Below are 16,045 nucleotides of genomic sequence, written 5' to 3'. Positions count from 1 at the left end.
AAAGCAGTGGTCGTCGTGTTCCGGCGTCACTGTGACGCATGCGCCTGGTCCTGAGATCGATCCCGCGTTGCGTGGTCCACAGACGGCCAAACCGAAGCGGTCGTGGGCCGGGCTGACGAGACGGCACCGTTCAGCACTGCATTGCCCGACGGCTGGCGTCCGGCCGCAGTCAGGGGCGTTGCCGGACCGGCGATCCCAGCCCCACCATCAATCCCTTCGCCCGATCCGCCAGCACCGGCACGCCGTGGTCGGTCGCCGCCTCCGCCGCCTCCGACAGGACGAAGGCCGCCTGATCCGGTTCGGTCCCCATCAGGTCGGCGCGTGCGATCATCAGTCGCGCCATGGCGATCTGGTCGACGGCCCAGTCGACCGCTCCAGTCACGCCGACGCGCTCTGCCAGACGGCGGCGGACGCGGGTCTCGATGCGGGTCAGGGCCATCAGGTCGCCGTTGGCCGCGGCCGTGGCGATCTCGCGCTGGATCAGCAGGTCCAGGGCCAGCGCCCCCAGTACCGTTCCGTGACCGCCGGTCAGGCCTTCCGCCTGCATCAGGGCCTCGATGGGCGTCGCGGGATCGACGGCGCGGGCGACCTGGACGGCGGCCCAGTCCATCGGACTGTGCTCGGGGAAGAACTGATCCGCCGCCGCGTCGAACAGGGCGTGGCCGGTCGCGGTGGCCGCCGCGTCGCCCGCCATGGCCGCCAGGGCCGACAGACCCGCGCCGCACAGGGCCAGGGCGCGCGCGCGGGTCAGGGGCCGGGTGTCCGGGTCGCAGGCCGCGACCAGGGCCTGAAGATCGCGTCCGGCCTGGTCCAGCAGCCGGGCGTCGCGCTGCAGGATGCCGCCCTCCAGCGCCAGGGCCGCGCCGTCCAGACGCAGGTCGTCCGCCTCGGTCGGGCTGTGCTTGACCAGGGCGTGCAGGGCCGCGTCCATCAGGGCGGCGGCGTCCAGCCGGTCGGTGGTCTGGCCGCTCAGTCGGGCCTGACGCGTGCGGATGCGGGCGTGGACCGAGGCGCTGAGCGCCAGGGTGGCCAGCCGCCTGGGCTCGGTCTCGCGGGCGGCATGGGTCGCCTCGTCCAGGGCCGAGCGGTCGCCGTACAGGTCGAAGGCGGTCAGCCAGGCCAGGGAGGCGGCCAGCCCGGCGCGGGCGGCGTCCTCCGGGTGGGTCGCGGACTTCAGGGCGTCGGCGGCGGTGGCCAGGGCCTTGTCCAGACTGGGGCGCATGCCGGTGCGTCGCGCATGCTCTCGCCACAGGGCCGAGGCGCGGGTCCAGGTGCGCGACGGCGTCCGGCACGACACGCGGCCGCCGTCGGTGGTCAGGGCCCGGGCCTCGACCGCCAGCAGGTCGGCCCCGATCAGCTCCAGCCAGCCCAGGTCGTCGCTGTCGCGCGCCTCGCCGAACAGCTTTCTCAGGTCTTTGCCAAACTCGAACATCGTCCCGTCAAACGCTCCGCGTCCCGCATCGGGACCGTGTCACTGTCTCGGATCACAGTCTAGCAAGCCTGACGCCGCTGCCGGGTTCCCCGGGGTTGAACGCCGCTGCCGGGACACCCATCTGGTCCTGACCGCAACAGAAGGTGTTTCCTATGACGTCCTCGCTCTTCGACCCCATCGACCTCGGCGCGCTCAAGCTGAAGAACCGGATCGCGATGGCGCCGCTGACCCGCAGCCGGGCGGTCGAGGGCGAGGTGCCCAACCCGCTGGCGGCGGAATACTATGCCCAGCGGGCGTCGGTGGGACTGATCGTATCGGAGGCGACCCAGATCAGCCGCTCGGCCCAGGGCTATCCCAACACGCCGGGCATCTTCACCGAGGCACAGGTTCAGGGCTGGAAGGCCGTGACCGACGCCGTCCACGCCAGGGGCGGCCTGATCGTCGCCCAGCTGTGGCACGTCGGCCGCGTCTCGCTGTCGGACTATCAGCCCGATGGTCTGCCGGGCTTCGCGCCCTCGGCCGTCGCCGCCGAAGGCCAGACGATGAAGCCCGACTTCACCATGGCCCCGTTCCAGACGCCGCGCGCCCTGACGATTCCCCAGATCGAGGCCATCATCGCCGACTATGTCCACGCCGCCGAGATGGCCAGGAAGGCCGGCTTCGACGGGGTCGAGATCCATGCCGCCAACGGCTATCTGATCGACCAATTCCTGAAGGACGGCTCCAACAAGCGCGATGACCGCTACGGCGGTTCTGTCGAGAACCGGCTGCGCTTCATGCTGGAGGTCGTCTCGGCCGTCGTCGCCGTCTGGGGTGCCGACCGCGTCGGCATCCGCCTGTCGCCGTCGAACGGGGCCAACAGCACGATGGACAGCGACCCCGCCGCGGTCTTCGTGCCGGCCGCCGCCGCGCTGAAGCCCTTCGGCCTGGCCTTCCTGCACCTGATCGAGGGCGAGCCCGGCACGCCCATGTCGATCAAGGGCGACGCCCCGCAACTGGCCTCGGACATTCGCGACGCCTTCGGCGGTCCGGTCATGCTGAACGGCGGCCTGAGCCGCGCGACGGCGGAAAAGGCCATGACCGAGGGTCGCGCCGACCTGGTCAGCGTCGGGGTGCCGGTGCTGTCCAACCCCGATCTGGTCGAGCGGTGGAAGACCAACGCCCCCCTGAACGCACCGGACAAGGCCACCTTCTACGGCGGCGGCGCCAAGGGCTACACCGACTATCCGTTTCTCGAGACGGTTCAGGCGTAGGGTCTCTTTAGTTTAGGTAAGATCGGCTCAACCCACTCCGTCATCCTCGGATCAAGTCCGAGGATGACGGAGTGGATCTAGCCAAGAAAAACGCGCCCTAGGGCATGCGCTTGCTATCCGATCAGACAATACAAGCTGCTGAAGCGATCCATATTATCCGGTTTGGATAATATGGATCGCCGCGCTACGACCCAAACCGCGCGTTCTCGGGCACATCGGCGATCTCGCAGAAGCGCCAGGTGTCCTGTTCGACGCTGCTGTCGATCTCCAGACGGGCGGTGCGGCGCAGGGTGCCGGTCTCGACCATCTCGTAGTCGACGACATAGGACCCGGCGTCGCCGCCCAGTTCGGTGCGGCAGCTCTGTTCCTCGCGCCAGCTGTTGGGCCCGGTCTGCAGGAACTGGCCGGGCGCGCAGCCGCCGAAGTCGATGGTGAAGGTGGTGGGCGTCATGAACGCCAGGTCGCCTTCGCCGGGCCAGACCTGGTCGCAATCCTTGTCGCCCCGAACGTAGTAGCCCAGCGCCACCGGGATCGGCGCGGGCTCGGTCTCGCCCTCGGCCAGGGTAACGGCGGGCGTGGCAGCATCTTCGGGTTCAGCCTCGTCGGCGAAGGCGCCGAGCAGGTCTTCCAGCGTCCGATCCAGATCGCGGGTCTGCGTCGGCCGGGGGGCCTGGACGGAAGGCGCCGGAGGCGCGGCGGGCGGCAGTCCCAGGGTCGTTTCCGAGGGCCCGCCGTTCAGCGACTGGGTGGCGGCGCGGGCGCGGGCCTGGGCGGGCGTCTCCTGCGCCGAGGCCCCCGCCGTCAGCAGCAGGGCCGCCGCCGAGGCCGTGAGAACGAGCAGGGTCCGGTGAGATCGGTCGGTCATGCGTTCGGTTCCACCATGGCTTGGCGACAGAACGATGGCGGACGGCGAAGGTTCGCGGGCCGACCCGACTCTTGGGTTCAGCCCCGCTCGCGCGTCTTGGTGAAGGCGACCTTGGGGAAACGTTCCATCACATAGCCGGTCTCCCAGCTGGACTTGGCCAGGAAGACCGGGGCCTGGTCGAGGTCGCGCGCCATCTGGCCGCGATACTTCGACATGAAGTCCTCGACGTCGGCCTTGTCGCCCCCCTCTACCGGCATGATCCAGCGCGCCTCGGCATAGGGGCTGGGTTCGAAGATGACCTCCAGCCCGTATTCCTCGCCCAGCCGGTCGGCCATGACCTCGAACTGCAGCTGGCCCACCGCGCCGACGATGAAGTCCGCGCCGATCTCGGGGCGGAACAGCTGGGTCACGCCCTCCTCGGCCAGGCCGTCCAGCGCCTTCTTCAGATGCTTGGCCTTCAGCGGATCCTTGACCCGCACGCGCTGCAGGATCTCCGGCGCAAAGTTGGGCAGGCCGGCGAAGCGGATCAGGCCGCTCTCCGACAGACTGTCGCCGACGCGCAGCACGCCGTGGTTCGGAATGCCGATGACGTCGCCGGCATAGGCGTCTTCGGCCAGTTCGCGATCGGAGGCGAAGAACATGATGGGCGCGTTCACCGACAGGGATTTGCCGGTGTTCTGGACCTTCAGCTTCATGCCGCGCCTGAACGATCCGCTGGCCATGCGGAACATGGCGATGCGGTCGCGGTGGTTGGGGTCCATATTGGCCTGGACCTTGAAGACGAAGCCGGTGACCTCGGGGGAGGCGGGATCGACGAGGGTCGAGGGTCGAGGGTCGAGGGTCGAAAGGTCTTCCTTGCCCCCGCCGCTTGCTTTCTCACCCCTCGACCCTCGACCCTCGACCCTAAGAGCCGGAAGGCTCTTCGGCGCGGGGGCCCAGTCGCCGATCGCGGCCAGCAGTTGGTCGATGCCGAAGTGGCGCAGCGCCGATCCCCACAGCACCGGCGTCAGATGCCCCTCCAGGAAGGACTGGCGGTCGAACGCCGGATAGCCGCCCTCGACCAGTTCCAGCGCCTCGGTCAGGGCCTGCTGCTCGCCCGCCTCGAAATACTGACCGGCATCCGCCAGGGGCAGGGCGTCGGGATGGCCGGCGTCCTCGGCCGCGCCGGGAACCTTCCTCGCATAGGGCTGGAACCGGCCGGTGCCGAGTTCGACCATGCCGCGCAGGCGGTTGCCGCTCTCGGCCGGCCACCAGATCGGGGCGGGGTCCAGTTGCAGGCGGCTGGCGATGTCGTCCAGCAGCGTCATCGGGTCCTGGGCCTCGCGGTCCAGCTTGTTGATGAAGGTGATGATCGGGATGTCGCGCAGGCGGCACACCTCGAACAGCTTCAGCGTCTGGGGTTCGATGCCCTTGGCGGCGTCCAGCACCATGATGGCGCAGTCGGCGGCCGTCAGGGTGCGATAGGTGTCTTCGGAAAAGTCCTCGTGCCCCGGGGTGTCGAGCAGGTTGAACATCTTGCCGTCGTGCTCGAACGTCATGACCGAGGCAGAGACGGAGATGCCGCGCTCCTTCTCGATCTTCATCCAGTCCGAGCGCGTGCGCCGGTTCTCGCCCCGCGCCCGCACCGCCCCGGCCGCGCGGATGGCCCCGCCGGACAGCAGGATGTGCTCGGTCAGGGTGGTCTTGCCCGCATCGGGGTGGGCGATGATGGCGAAGGTCCTGCGACGCAGGGCCTCCTCGGCGAGGGTCAGTTTCGACATGGTCTTTCCGGTGGGCGCGCGGACCTAGCGCGAGGGGGCCGGAAAGTCACGCGCCGGGGGCACGGGATCCACTATCGACGGTTCGTCGATAAAGCGGCGAAAACCCCTCGCCAAGCGGGGTCTTTGGAGTCACACTGGCCCGGTGAGACGTTCCGGACACGCGCCGGACGCCGCAGGGAAAAAGGAAACGACCATGGCTTCGCTGCATCCGGCGGACCGCGTTTCGAGCGTCAGGCCCCTTGTCGATCGTGGGGACCGGGCCGCGCCGAAGGGCGAGATCCACCCCTCCATCTGCGTCTTCACCGGCTTCGGCTTCATCGCCGCCGTCGGTGTGGCGGTGCACCTGATCTTTCGGGTGATCTTCTAGGCGGCTGTCCGGCCACCAAAGACTCAGGCCGCCATGCGACCCCAGACGGCGCGGTCGGCGCTGACGGCGTCCAGCAGGCCCTTTTTGGCGCGCGTCATCAGCTGGCGCAGGACGGTGACCGGCAGGGCGCAGAACTGGGGCTCGACCAGAGCCGGGTCGCAGTCGGTCTCGGGGGCGGCGAACAGGGCGGCGTTCACGTCCGGGCTGCGGTCGTGGATCAGCCAGGCCAGGCGACGGGCGCGGACCGGGTCGTTCCGGTGCAGCATCGGGTCCTCGGCGAACAACTCGCAGCCCAGTTCCATCAGATAGTCGAAACCCAGCTTCTCGAACCGGCGCGCGTCGGCGGCCGTGACCGGGCAGGCCTCGTCCAGATCGAACACGACGTCGTTCATGAGAAACAGCATGCGGGGCACTCGCCTGACGCCGACGCTTCTCGCCGACACCGCTGACCCTAGGCCGAGGTGGTTTTCGGTTCCGTTCCCGAACGTCCTTAAGGATTTGCGACCGATCCGCCGCCCTCGCCCTCGACCTTCTCCGTGATGAAGTGTCGCCCCTGCCGGTCCTCGACTTCGACCACCCAGATGTCGGGGTCGTAGCCGCGCTGGCGGTCGATATAGGTGTCCAGTTCGCTCTCGGTGCCGGTGACGGGCTGGATCCAGAGCCGGTCGCCGTCCTGTCCGAAGGCCTCGGTGAACAGCCGCGCCTCGCGCGTGGAGGTGTCATAGGCCTTGACGATCACCGTCCCGGCCCGGCCATCGCCCCGGCGCACGACGGTGGCGTTGGCCCCGGCGATCTCGGCGCGGCGGATCAGGGCGGAGACCCAGAGGTCTGAGTTCAGAAGCAAATCGCTAACCCTGATCGGAAACGGGACCGGAACGTCGTGGCGCTAGGGTCGGGGCATGAGGATAGGCCTATTTCCCCGTTTCGCCAGCACGCTCGCCCTTGTGGCGGGGGTGGCGCTGTCGCCGGCCGTGGCGACGGCCGAGGGCACCGGCACCTACTATGACCGCGCCTTCGTTCTGGCGGCTGACCGGAAATGCCGCCTGTTCGCCGCGCCCGTCGCCGGGGCCCTGTCGGCCGCGACGCTTCAGGCCCACGGCGCGGCTCTGAGGGCTGGCACCGCCGAGACCGCCCTGCGAGAGACGGCGGCGCGAGCCCGCGCCCGCGCCGCGTCCGTGTCCTGCGCCAACCCGGAGCTGGGGGTGGTCCGTGACCGCGTCGCCCATGCCTTCGACGGTTGGGCGCGCACCCCGCGCATGACCTTCCCCGGCAGTCGCGCCGCCTGGGCCGCCGACCGGATGGGAAGCGATGAGCCGGGCTGGCGGTTGATGCAGGCCTCGGTCACCGGGGCCTCGCCGGTCACCTTCGGTCTCGCCGCCGATCCGGAGGGCGTTCAGGCTCTGTCGGCGGTGGTGTCCTTCGTTGGACAACCCCGTCCCTATGCGGCGCGCATCGTCATGCGCGATCCGGCCCTGTCGCCGCGTCCCTGGCTGACGGCGGCGGGGATCGGTGTCTTGCCGCCCGAAAGCCAGCGTCGGACGGTCTGGTCGGCCGGCACCGACATGGCCGCCCCGACGCTGCTCACCGAGGGACGCCGTCAAGGCGAGGCCTGGCGGTTTCCCGACGCGGGGGCCGAGCGGCTGGCCGCGCTGGACCCGCGCGAGCCCTTCCTGATCCAGTTCCTGTTCCGCGACGGCAGCATCGCCACCGCCCGGTTCGAGGCCGGGGATTTCGCGGCGGCGCGCGCCTTCGTTGCCCTGGGGACGATCTAGCGCATCGTCGGAATGACGAAGCTGCTGTCGGCGTGTTCCAGGTCGGAGTCAGGCCAGCGGGCGGTGACGGTCTTGGCCTTGGTCCAGAACTTCACGCCCTCCATGCCGTGCTGGTTGGTGTCGCCGAAGGCCGAGCGCTTCCAACCGCCGAAGGTGTGATAGGCGACCGGCACCGGGATCGGCACATTGATCCCCACCATGCCGACATTGACCCGGGCGGCGAAGTCCCGCGCCGCGCGGCCGTTCTGGGTGAAGATGGCGACGCCGTTGCCGTACTGGTGCTTGGACGGCAGGCTCAGCGCCTCCTCGAAGCTGGCCGCGCGAACGATCTGCAGCACCGGGCCGAAGATCTCCTCCTTGTAGGACTCCATCTCGGGCGTGACGTGGTCGAACAGCGACGGGCCGATGAAATAGCCCTTCTCGTGGCCCTGCAGGCTGAAGCCCCGCCCGTCAACGACCAGTTCGGCGCCGTCCTTGACCCCCTGATCGATCCAGCCCTCGACGCGGGCCTTGTGCTGGGCGGTCACGACCGGGCCGTAGTGGGCCCCCGCGTCGGTCGAGACGCCGACCCGCATCGACGGGATCTCCGCCACCATCCGCTCGCGCAGAATGTCAGCTGTTTGCTTGCCGACCGGCACCACGACCGGCAGGGCCATGCAGCGTTCGCCGGCCGAGCCATAGGCCGCGCCCGACAGGTCCTTGATGACCTGGTCCATGTCGGCGTCGGGCAGGACGATGCCGTGGTTCTTGGCGCCCCCCATGGCCTGGACCCGTTTCCCGTGCGCCGCGCCGGTCTGGTAGACGTAGCTGGCGATGTCCGATGACCCGACGAAGCTGACGGCGTGGATCAGCGGGTGGATCAGGATGGCGTCGACCGCCGCCTTGTCACCGTGCACGACGTTGAGGACGCCGGCGGGAGCGCCCGCCTCCATCATCAGCTCGGCCAGACGCACCGGCACCGACGGATCGCGCTCCGAGGGCTTCAGGATGAAGGTGTTACCGGTCGCGATCGCCACGCCGAACATCCACATCGGGATCATTGCGGGGAAGTTGAACGGCGTGATGCCCGACACCACGCCCAGCGGCTGGCGCATCGAGTAGACGTCGATGCCGGGACCCGCGCCCCAGGTGTATTCGCCCTTCAGCGCATGGGGGATGCCGCAGGCGAACTCGATGACCTCCAGGCCGCGCTGGATGTCGCCCCTGGAGTCCGCGACGACCTTGCCGTGCTCGGCGCTCAGCAGCTCGGCCAGCTCGGTCATGTTGGCCTCGACCAGGCGCTTGAACTCGAACATTACCCGCGCGCGGCGCTGGGGGTTGGTCGAGGACCAGCCCTCGAACGCGTTCTGGGCGGCCTGGACCGCGCGATCCATCTCGGCCTCGGTGGCCAGTTGCACGCGGGCCTGGACCTCGCCGGTGTTCGGGTTGAACACGTCGCCGAAACGCCCCGACGATCCGGTGAAGGACGCGCCGTCGATGAAATGGTGGATGTCGCGCATGCGAGCGTTTCCCTGAAAGCGGACTGTTCTTGTTTGGCGGGCGGTTTAGCCGCCGCGCAGCGTCCGCGCCAGCGTCACCGCGTCCCGCCCGCCACCCATTTCACGTCGGCCGCGCCGTTGGCGTTGGCGCGGCGGGCCGCGACGAACAGGTGGTCGGACAGGCGGTTCAGATAGCGCAGGGCCTCGGGCGTCACCGCCACGCCGGTCTCGACCAGCCGGATGGTCTCGCGCTCGGCCCGACGCGCGACCGTGCGCGCCAGGTGCAGATGCGCCGACAGCGACGAGCCGCCCGGCAGGATGAAGCTGTCCAGCGCCTTCAGGCTCTCGTTCATCCAGTCGATTTCGGCCTCCAGCCGCTCGACCTGGGAGGCGACGATGCGCAGGGCCTCCCATTTCGGGGCCGGGTCGTGGGGTGTGGCCAGGTCGGCGCCCAGGTCGAACAGCTCGTTCTGGATGCGGCCCAGCATGGCGTCGATGCGGTCGTTCTGGCCCGAATGCAGGCGGGCCACGCCGATCACGGCGTTGAGTTCATCGACGGTGCCATAGGCCTCGACGCGCGGATCGCTCTTGGACACCCGCACGCCGGACGCCAGGCCGGTGTCGCCCGCATCGCCGGTGCGGGTGTAGATCTTGTTCAGGACGACCACGCGCTCAGCCTCCGCCCTGAGTGGATTTCCACCACATGCCGAGCACCAGCAGAAGGACGGCGACGGCCTGCAGTCCGACCCTCAGCCGCATCAGCTTGTTGGAGTTCGACCGCGCATAGTCGCCGCCCCGGAACAGGGAATAGACGCCGAAGCCCAGGGTGACCGCCACGGCTCCGATGGCGGCCAGGATCAGGATGTCGAACACGGTCATGGGCGACTATCTAGGCCGACGGCGTGAGCGACGCCAGCGACACGCCCTGCGACGTTGACGCCCGGCTAACCCTGCTCTTCGGCGCGATCTAAACCTTTGCCGTTCAGGGTCCTCGGAGCAGGAGCCCCGATTTGACCGACCGCGCTGTCCGCAACCTCGCCAACCTCAGGGTGTCGGCCTCGACCGCGCGGGTGCTGAACCTGCTGCAGGTCTGGCACGAACACGGCGGCTCCGAGGGCTGGAAGTCGGGGCCCATGTTCCAGAATCCGACGCTGAACCGCTCGCTGATCCTCAAGCATCGGCTGCGCCGCGACGAGATCGATCGGTTCCGCGTCCGCCGCCACGTCGCCACCAAGGTGATCCTGCCCATCGATCAGGGCGATCTGCGGGTCGGTGGCCGCTATCTGTTCGTCGACCAGATCGGCTTCGACCGCACCCTGGAGGAGACGTTCGGCATCGGTCCGTCGCACCCGGACCGCAAGCTGCTGGCCCTCATGGACGAGCTGCCGGGGCTCGACCCCTTCCTTCTGCGCGAACAGCTGCGTCGAAACGGCCTGGCCCCCGACGCCTGCTATTTCAACCTGTCGCCGGCGGACCTGGGACGGATGGGCGAGTTCGTGGCCAGCGAGATCCGGCCGTTGGTCGATCTCAGCCTGGGACCCGACACCGATCTGGCGGCCGAGAACCCGGTGGCGCGCCTGACCGCCAAGATCATGTCCTTCACCCCCGGCGAGGACATGAGCGCGCTCGGCGCCACCCTGCAGCTGGAGCCGCAGGAGTATGAGGAGGGCGTCTTCTGCTGGAAGGGCTTCCTCTATTACAAATGGTCGCTGCAGACGATCATCGGCGACGTCGGCGGGGTCATCGAGGGGGTTCGCCGTGTCCGCGCCGCGGGCCGCGTGGACGCCGACCAGCACATCGCTATCGACCGGGCTCGCGAGCAGGTGCGTCGCCGCATCATCCTGACGTGCGAGGCGGCCGCCGACATGCTGCGCGTCTATGACGACGCCTTCACCGGCCTCACCCAGCGCGGCGACCCGTCGGCTTTCCGGGACTTCCTGCGCGACGCCCCGATCCTGTTCGCCCGGCTCGGCGAGCGGCTGGGCGCGGTCCAGCACATCGTCAGCTTCTGGTCCTACCGGATGGCGGCCGGCAAGCCGCGGCTGACGGCCGAAGAACTGATCGATCTGCTGTCGGATTTCGAGACCAGCCTGTCGGGGCGCGAACGGCCCGACGTGGTGGCGCTGGCGGCGTAGAGATCAGCCGAGATCGGTCTCGCTGAGCCCGGCCGCCTTCATCAATGCGCGCTGAAGTCCGAGCTTGAGCGATGCGTTCGCATGGATCGGTACGGACACTCGTGCCGCTGATCCGGCCTTGCCATAGATGTGATGGCTGCCGTTGATACGAAGAAGCATCCAGCCATGACGTTCGAGTAAGCGCGCGAAATGCCGACCCGAGATTGCCTTCATACGGCGATGTCGTATACCCGGCCGCCATCGACCGCATCATCAGGCACGTCCGCGCCCAGCCAGCCGACGATGGCCTCGCGCATGTTGGCCATCAGTTCGTCTAGGGTCTCGGCTTGGGTCGCGCAGCCGGGGAGGGCGGGGGCCTCGGCCCAGAACCCGCCCTCCTCGGCTTCGTGAACGACAATCCGGATGTTCATGCCGCCAGGATAGCGCCCGGCGGCCTGAACGCCAATCAATACCGGTAATGATCCGGCTTGAACGGCCCCTGGGCCGGCACCGAAATATAGTCCGACTGTTCCTTGGACAGGGTGGTCAGCCTGGCCCCCAGCTTGCCGAGGTGCAGCATGGCGACCTTCTCGTCGAGATGCTTGGGCAGGACATAGACCTGGTTCTCGTACTTGGACTTGTTGGTCCAAAGCTCGATCTGGGCCAGCACCTGGTTGGTGAAGGAGGCCGACATCACGAACGAGGGGTGGCCCGTGGCGTTGCCCAGGTTCACCAGGCGGCCTTCCGACAGCAGGATGATCTTCTTGCCGTCCGGGAACTCGATGTGGTGAACCTGGGGCTTGATCTCGTCCCACTTGAAGTTCTTCAGGCCCGCGACCTGAATCTCGGAATCGAAGTGGCCGATGTTGCAGACGATGGCGTTGTTCTTCATCGCCCGCATGTGGTCGACGGTGATGACGTCCTTGTTGCCGGTGGCGGTGACGAAGATGTCGGCCTTGTCCTGGACGTCTTCCAGGGTCTGGACCTCATAGCCTTCCATGGCGGCCTGCAGGGCGCAGATCGGGTCGATCTCGGTCACGACCACGCGGGCGCCGCCCTGGCGCAGCGAGGCGGCCGAGCCCTTGCCCACGTCGCCGTAGCCGCAGACCACCGCGACCTTGCCCGACAGCATGACGTCGGTGCCGCGACGGATGGCGTCGACCAGGCTCTCGCGGCAGCCGTAAAGGTTGTCGAACTTGGACTTGGTGACGCTGTCGTTGACGTTGATGGCGGGGAAGGGCAGGTCGCCGCGCTCGGCCATCTGATACAGGCGGTGCACGCCCGTGGTCGTCTCTTCCGACACGCCGCCGATGGCGTCGCGGATGGCCGAGTAGAAGCCCGGCTTCTCGGCCAGATAGCGCTTCATGACCTTGTAGAGGGCTTCTTCCTCTTCGTTCTGCGGGTCGTTCAGGACCGAGGCGTCCTTCTCGGCCTTGGGCCCGAGCACGCAAAGCAGGGTGGCGTCGCCGCCGTCGTCGAGGATCAGGTTGGGATAGCCGCCGTCCGCCCATTCGAAGATCTTGTGGGCATAGTCCCAGTATTCTTCCAGCGTCTCGCCCTTGGTGGCGAACACTGGCGTGCCGGCGGCGGCGATGGCGGCCGCGGCGTGGTCCTGGGTCGAGAAGATGTTGCACGACGCCCAGCGCACGTCGGCGCCCAGGGCTTCCAGCGTCTGGATCAGGACCGCGGTCTGGATCGTCATGTGCAGCGAACCGGCGATCCGCGCGCCCTTCAGCGGCTTGGCCGTGCCGAACTCGTCGCGCAGCGCCATCAGGCCGGGCATCTCGGTCTCGGCGATGGCGATTTCCTTGTTGCCGAAGCCGGCGAGGGAGATGTCGCGGACGATGTAGTCGGTCGCAGGGTTCGTCATGGGGTGCGGCTCCTTGAGCGCGGGCGTCGGTTGCGCGCGCCTATAGCCTCTGCCCGGGGCGAGGGCAAGAAACGTATAAGGATGTCCTTATATGTCGCGGCGGCTTTCGCGCGCCGACGCCATCAAGCTCGCGGGGCCGGGGCCTGCATGGAGCGGGTGGCCGGGACGCCGATGCTGGGTTCGCGCGCGGCGCCGGCGGTCTCGCCCGGCTTCATGAACTTGACCAGCACCCGCTGTCCGATCAGCAGGGGCGCGTCGCCGGCGGTCACGACCACCTCGACCACCCGCTCGTCCGACCGCTGGGACGGATCGTCCGAGGCCAGTTTGCGCGCACCGAACACGGCGGCGCGGCGCAGGACCGAGCCGACATAGACGGTCGAGGGGTCGCCCTCGGGCGTGATCTCGACGGCCTGACCGGTCGAGACGTTGGGGATGTCGCTCTCGACGATCTCGGCCCGGGCGATGCGCGGCGCGTTGGGCTCCAGATCGAACAGGGTCGAGACGTTCAGGGTCGAGGCGCCCGAACCCGGGTTGGCATAGCGGCGCACGATCCGGCCGTCCGACGGCGCGCGGATGACGGTCAGTTCGACGTTGTAGGCGGCCTGGTCGCGGCGGGCGCGGGCGGTCTGGACCGCCGCCTGCTGGGCCGCCAGACGCGCCTGGGCCGAGGCGATCTGGTCGCGCGCCTGGTCCAGCCGCTGGCCGGCGACGAAGTTGGTGGCGACCAGCCGCTCCAGCCGGTCATACTCACGCTGGGCCGTCCGGATATCGACCTGGATCAGGCGCAACTGGGCCTCGGCGGCGGCGAGGTCGGCCGACGCGGTCTGAAGTGCCAGGCGCGGCTCGTCGTCCTCCTGGCGAGCCAGGATCTGGCCGGCGGTGACGGTGTCGCCCTCCTGGACCAGCACTTCGCGGACGACGCCGCCCCGACGGGCCGCCACCTGGATCAGGCCGCCCTCGATATCGACGCGGCCGTTGGCGATGGCGGCATAGGGGCTCTCGACCTGCTCGGCCGCGGCCTTTTCCGCATCGGCCTTCCTGGCCGCGCCCTGACCCTGCATGAACAGGAAGCCGGCGACGATGACGAGGATCAGCAGCACGCCGATCCAGACCCATTTGTTCTTCAGGAAGCCGGGCATGCGTTCAGTGTCCTAGGAGCGGTCTTAGTGATGAGACGCCAGGGTGGCGTTCGGATTGGGCGTGCGGCGTTGGTCGTCGATGATGATGCCGTCCTCGATCTTGATGACCCGGTCGGCCCATTCTTCCAGGCGCGGATCGTGGGTCACGCAGATGACGGCGGCGCCGTGCTCCGATGCTGCGCGACGCAGCAGGCGGATGACGATCTGGCCGTTTTCGCCGTCCAGCGCCGAGGTCGGTTCGTCGGCGAACAGGATCTGCGGGTCCTTGGCCAGGGCGCGGGCGATGGCCACACGCTGCTTCTCGCCCCCCGACAGGGCCGAGGGCCGCTGATGCAGGCGCGGCTTCAGGCCCACTTCCTCGAGCGCGAGGGTGGCCCGCTTCTTGGCGGCGGCGGGCGTCAGGCCCTGGAACTTCAGCACCGTCTCGACCTGCTGCAGCGCCGTCAGGGCCGGGAACAGGTTGAAGCCCTGGAAGATGAAGCCGCAGTGATCCAGGCGGAACTTGTCGATCTTGCCGCTGGACAGCTTCCACAGGTCGTCGACGTCCAGGGTGTCGACGCGGCCTTCCTCGGGGCGGAGCAGGCCGGACAGGGCGGCGATCAGCGTCGACTTGCCCGAGCCGGACGGTCCCATGACCATGGTCAGGTCGCCGTGGCGGGCGTCGAAGTCGACCTTCTTGAGGACCTCGACATAGGCCTTGCCGGACTTGAACCGCTTGACCAGGCCCTTGGCCTCGATGGCGAAGTCGCCGTGCTTGCCGTGCGATTTGGTCGTCATCATCGCAGCAGGTCCGCCGGCTGGCTGTTCTTGAGGACGCCGAGCGACAGCAGGCCCGAGATCATGGCGATGGAGATCAGCCCGCCTCCGACGGCGATCAGGGCCTGGGGCTGAAGGGCGATCAGGACGCCCTGGGTTCCCGCGAACACCGCCACCAGCCAGGTCAGGCCGATCGCGGCGGCGACCCCGACCACGCCGACCCAGAAGCTCAGCTCGACCACGATGCGCCGCAGACTGGCCATGCCGACGCCCAGTGCCCGCAGCGAGGCGAACTCCTTGATGTTGGCCATGATGGCCCCGCGCAGGGTCTGCCAGGTGATGGCGACGCCGATGATGATGCCGACCACGGTCACCCCGCCCAGGATGATGATCAGGGGGCCCTGTTCGAACATGGCGCTCTGGTTGGCGTCTGCCAGGTCCTGTCGCGTCCAGGCCTTCCACTGGCCGTCGCCCTGCTGGTTCAGTTGTTCGGCCACGACCTCGGCGCGCGTCGGATCGCTCAGCTTGACCATCAGCGGTCCGACGCGCGGACCGGTGTCGGCCTGGCCGACCATGCGCAGGGTGTCGCGCGACATGACGATCGACTGCTGCATCATGTTGGGATAGCCCCTCAGGATCGCCGCGACCGTGACCGTCTGACCGTTGTATAGGGCCTTGTCGCCCAGCTTCACGCCCAGCGACCGCATCGCCGTCTCGTCGATGGCGACGGTGTAGGGCTGTCGGAGCGCCTCCACCAGTTCGGGCGAATAGTCCGTGGGGATGGTCACCGAGCCGGGGCGAGTGTCGATGATCGAGGTCTGCACGAAGTTCTGCTTGGGGGCGCCCGCGCGGGCGCGTTCGGCGACGGATTTGGTCGGGTCGACGTTCCTGACCGACTGGAAGCTGCCGCCCGCCCCGTCCAGAGGCTGGACCTCGACCACCTCGGGATGATTGTAGGCCAGGGGGATGAACCGTCGCGGCACGCCCGCCGGCCCGCCGATCAGCGACTTGGCCCCAGGCTGCATGATGATGATGTCGGCGCTGGACCGCTCGATCGTGGCGGTGAAGCCCTTGCCGATGCCGATGAACACACCGGCCATGCCGAGCACCAGCAGGCCGGACAGGGCCAGCGCCATGACGGCGGCCATATAGCGGCGCCACTCGTAGAGCAGCGTGGAAAGAGCGAGCGACATGGGGTGCGGAGTATCCCTGACTGACGGCGGTATCTGACGCCCTTCA

The 16,045-nt window shown here is 68.5% G+C and carries 18 protein-coding genes; 4 read left to right on the top strand and 14 right to left on the bottom strand.

From position 1 onward, the window contains the following. Nucleotides 1-169: 169 nt before the first annotated feature. The gene (locus tag ABN401_RS06670; RefSeq protein ID WP_349684048.1) at nucleotides 170-1,432 is read right to left on the bottom strand and encodes a hypothetical protein; all 1,263 of its coding nucleotides are present in this window, start codon (nucleotides 1,430-1,432) and stop codon (nucleotides 170-172) included. A gap of 152 nt (nucleotides 1,433-1,584) precedes the next feature. Between ABN401_RS06670 and ABN401_RS06665 the strand changes: the two genes are divergently transcribed. Further along, a complete protein-coding gene (locus ABN401_RS06665) occupies nucleotides 1,585-2,685 on the top strand; it encodes an alkene reductase (RefSeq protein WP_349684047.1) in 1,101 nt (366 codons plus the stop codon). 184 nt (nucleotides 2,686-2,869) lie between these two features. On the opposite strand, the gene ABN401_RS06660 is transcribed toward ABN401_RS06665, so the two are convergent. Further along, on the bottom strand, nucleotides 2,870-3,550 hold the full coding sequence (locus ABN401_RS06660) for a hypothetical protein (protein ID WP_349684046.1): 681 nt from the start codon (nucleotides 3,548-3,550) through the stop codon (nucleotides 2,870-2,872). Between the two features lie 77 nt (nucleotides 3,551-3,627). Next, the gene (locus ABN401_RS06655; protein WP_349684045.1) at nucleotides 3,628-5,310 is read right to left on the bottom strand and encodes a peptide chain release factor 3; all 1,683 of its coding nucleotides are present in this window, start codon (nucleotides 5,308-5,310) and stop codon (nucleotides 3,628-3,630) included. A gap of 193 nt (nucleotides 5,311-5,503) precedes the next feature. Here ABN401_RS06655 and ABN401_RS06650 point away from each other — a divergent pair, with 193 nt between their 5' ends. After that, nucleotides 5,504-5,677, top strand: coding sequence for a hypothetical protein (locus ABN401_RS06650; RefSeq protein ID WP_349684044.1), 174 nt, complete (start codon nucleotides 5,504-5,506; stop codon nucleotides 5,675-5,677). Between the two features lie 23 nt (nucleotides 5,678-5,700). On the opposite strand, the gene ABN401_RS06645 is transcribed toward ABN401_RS06650, so the two are convergent. Together ABN401_RS06645 and ABN401_RS06640 are read right to left on the bottom strand one after the other, a co-directional pair. Further along, a complete protein-coding gene (locus ABN401_RS06645) occupies nucleotides 5,701-6,081 on the bottom strand; it encodes a hypothetical protein (protein WP_349684043.1) in 381 nt (126 codons plus the stop codon). An 86-nt stretch (nucleotides 6,082-6,167) separates the two neighbouring features. Further along, entirely contained in the window at nucleotides 6,168-6,521 is a 354-nt protein-coding gene (locus ABN401_RS06640; RefSeq protein ID WP_349684042.1) for a DUF1491 family protein, read from the bottom strand. Between the two features lie 55 nt (nucleotides 6,522-6,576). On the opposite strand from ABN401_RS06640, the gene ABN401_RS06635 reads away from it, so the two are divergent. Continuing rightward, nucleotides 6,577-7,449, top strand: coding sequence for a hypothetical protein (locus ABN401_RS06635; RefSeq protein ID WP_349684041.1), 873 nt, complete (start codon nucleotides 6,577-6,579; stop codon nucleotides 7,447-7,449). Here ABN401_RS06635 and ABN401_RS06630 read toward each other — a convergent pair. From ABN401_RS06630 to ABN401_RS06620, 3 genes are all read right to left on the bottom strand, one after another. Further along, on the bottom strand, nucleotides 7,446-8,948 hold the full coding sequence (locus tag ABN401_RS06630; RefSeq protein WP_349683539.1) for a CoA-acylating methylmalonate-semialdehyde dehydrogenase: 1,503 nt from the start codon (nucleotides 8,946-8,948) through the stop codon (nucleotides 7,446-7,448). The genes ABN401_RS06635 and ABN401_RS06630 overlap by 4 nt on opposite strands. A gap of 74 nt (nucleotides 8,949-9,022) precedes the next feature. Next, a complete protein-coding gene (locus ABN401_RS06625; protein WP_349684040.1) occupies nucleotides 9,023-9,595 on the bottom strand; it encodes a cob(I)yrinic acid a,c-diamide adenosyltransferase in 573 nt (190 codons plus the stop codon). Nucleotides 9,596-9,599: 4 nt separating this feature from the next. Beyond that, nucleotides 9,600-9,806, bottom strand: a complete 207-nt coding sequence (locus ABN401_RS06620) for a twin transmembrane helix small protein (protein WP_349684039.1) — start codon at nucleotides 9,804-9,806, stop codon at nucleotides 9,600-9,602. Nucleotides 9,807-9,937: 131 nt separating this feature from the next. Here ABN401_RS06620 and ABN401_RS06615 point away from each other — a divergent pair, with 131 nt between their 5' ends. Beyond that, nucleotides 9,938-11,062, top strand: coding sequence for a hypothetical protein (locus tag ABN401_RS06615; protein WP_349684038.1), 1,125 nt, complete (start codon nucleotides 9,938-9,940; stop codon nucleotides 11,060-11,062). A 3-nt stretch (nucleotides 11,063-11,065) separates the two neighbouring features. On the opposite strand, the gene ABN401_RS06610 is transcribed toward ABN401_RS06615, so the two are convergent. The 6 genes from ABN401_RS06610 to ABN401_RS06585 form a co-directional block, all read right to left on the bottom strand. Then, on the bottom strand, nucleotides 11,066-11,275 hold the full coding sequence (locus ABN401_RS06610; RefSeq protein ID WP_349684037.1) for a type II toxin-antitoxin system HicA family toxin: 210 nt from the start codon (nucleotides 11,273-11,275) through the stop codon (nucleotides 11,066-11,068). Beyond that, nucleotides 11,272-11,472 carry a type II toxin-antitoxin system HicB family antitoxin gene (locus ABN401_RS06605; RefSeq protein ID WP_349684036.1) on the bottom strand — a complete coding sequence of 67 codons (201 nt, stop codon included), beginning with the start codon at nucleotides 11,470-11,472 and terminating at the stop codon, nucleotides 11,272-11,274. Before ABN401_RS06605 ends, ABN401_RS06610 begins: the two co-directional genes overlap by 4 nt. A gap of 35 nt (nucleotides 11,473-11,507) precedes the next feature. Then, nucleotides 11,508-12,911, bottom strand: coding sequence for an adenosylhomocysteinase (gene ahcY, locus ABN401_RS06600; RefSeq protein WP_349684035.1), 1,404 nt, complete (start codon nucleotides 12,909-12,911; stop codon nucleotides 11,508-11,510). Nucleotides 12,912-13,033: 122 nt separating this feature from the next. Then, a complete protein-coding gene (locus tag ABN401_RS06595) occupies nucleotides 13,034-14,050 on the bottom strand; it encodes an HlyD family secretion protein (protein WP_349684034.1) in 1,017 nt (338 codons plus the stop codon). A gap of 24 nt (nucleotides 14,051-14,074) precedes the next feature. Further along, nucleotides 14,075-14,827, bottom strand: coding sequence for an ABC transporter ATP-binding protein (locus ABN401_RS06590; RefSeq protein ID WP_349684114.1), 753 nt, complete (start codon nucleotides 14,825-14,827; stop codon nucleotides 14,075-14,077). Further along, complete coding sequence (locus ABN401_RS06585) at nucleotides 14,827-15,999, bottom strand: ABC transporter permease (protein ID WP_349684033.1); 1,173 nt, start codon at nucleotides 15,997-15,999, stop codon at nucleotides 14,827-14,829. Before ABN401_RS06585 ends, ABN401_RS06590 begins: the two co-directional genes overlap by 1 nt. Between the last annotated feature and the right edge of the window lie 46 nt (nucleotides 16,000-16,045).

Origin of the sequence: Brevundimonas aurifodinae, assembly GCF_040195595.1 — a bacterium.
Lineage (GTDB): Bacteria > Pseudomonadota > Alphaproteobacteria > Caulobacterales > Caulobacteraceae > Brevundimonas > Brevundimonas aurifodinae.
Note: the sequence above shows the minus strand (reverse complement) of the source record. Positions and strands in the feature narration are given on the sequence as shown.

Coding starts and splice junctions, on each gene's coding strand:
- ABN401_RS06655 (WP_349684045.1), bottom strand. CDS start 5,310: ATGTCGAAACTGACCCTCGCCGAGGAGGCCCTGCGTCGCAGGACCTTC.
- ABN401_RS06630 (WP_349683539.1), bottom strand. CDS start 8,948: ATGCGCGACATCCACCATTTCATCGACGGCGCGTCCTTCACCGGATCG.
- ahcY (WP_349684035.1), bottom strand. CDS start 12,911: ATGACGAACCCTGCGACCGACTACATCGTCCGCGACATCTCCCTCGCC.
- ABN401_RS06620 (WP_349684039.1), bottom strand. CDS start 9,806: ATGACCGTGTTCGACATCCTGATCCTGGCCGCCATCGGAGCCGTGGCG.
- ABN401_RS06635 (WP_349684041.1), top strand. CDS start 6,577: ATGAGGATAGGCCTATTTCCCCGTTTCGCCAGCACGCTCGCCCTTGTG.
- ABN401_RS06670 (WP_349684048.1), bottom strand. CDS start 1,432: ATGTTCGAGTTTGGCAAAGACCTGAGAAAGCTGTTCGGCGAGGCGCGC.
- ABN401_RS06610 (WP_349684037.1), bottom strand. CDS start 11,275: ATGAAGGCAATCTCGGGTCGGCATTTCGCGCGCTTACTCGAACGTCAT.
- ABN401_RS06590 (WP_349684114.1), bottom strand. CDS start 14,827: ATGACGACCAAATCGCACGGCAAGCACGGCGACTTCGCCATCGAGGCC.
- ABN401_RS06645 (WP_349684043.1), bottom strand. CDS start 6,081: ATGCTGTTTCTCATGAACGACGTCGTGTTCGATCTGGACGAGGCCTGC.
- ABN401_RS06595 (WP_349684034.1), bottom strand. CDS start 14,050: ATGCCCGGCTTCCTGAAGAACAAATGGGTCTGGATCGGCGTGCTGCTG.
- ABN401_RS06585 (WP_349684033.1), bottom strand. CDS start 15,999: ATGTCGCTCGCTCTTTCCACGCTGCTCTACGAGTGGCGCCGCTATATG.
- ABN401_RS06650 (WP_349684044.1), top strand. CDS start 5,504: ATGGCTTCGCTGCATCCGGCGGACCGCGTTTCGAGCGTCAGGCCCCTT.
- ABN401_RS06605 (WP_349684036.1), bottom strand. CDS start 11,472: ATGAACATCCGGATTGTCGTTCACGAAGCCGAGGAGGGCGGGTTCTGG.
- ABN401_RS06660 (WP_349684046.1), bottom strand. CDS start 3,550: ATGACCGACCGATCTCACCGGACCCTGCTCGTTCTCACGGCCTCGGCG.
- ABN401_RS06665 (WP_349684047.1), top strand. CDS start 1,585: ATGACGTCCTCGCTCTTCGACCCCATCGACCTCGGCGCGCTCAAGCTG.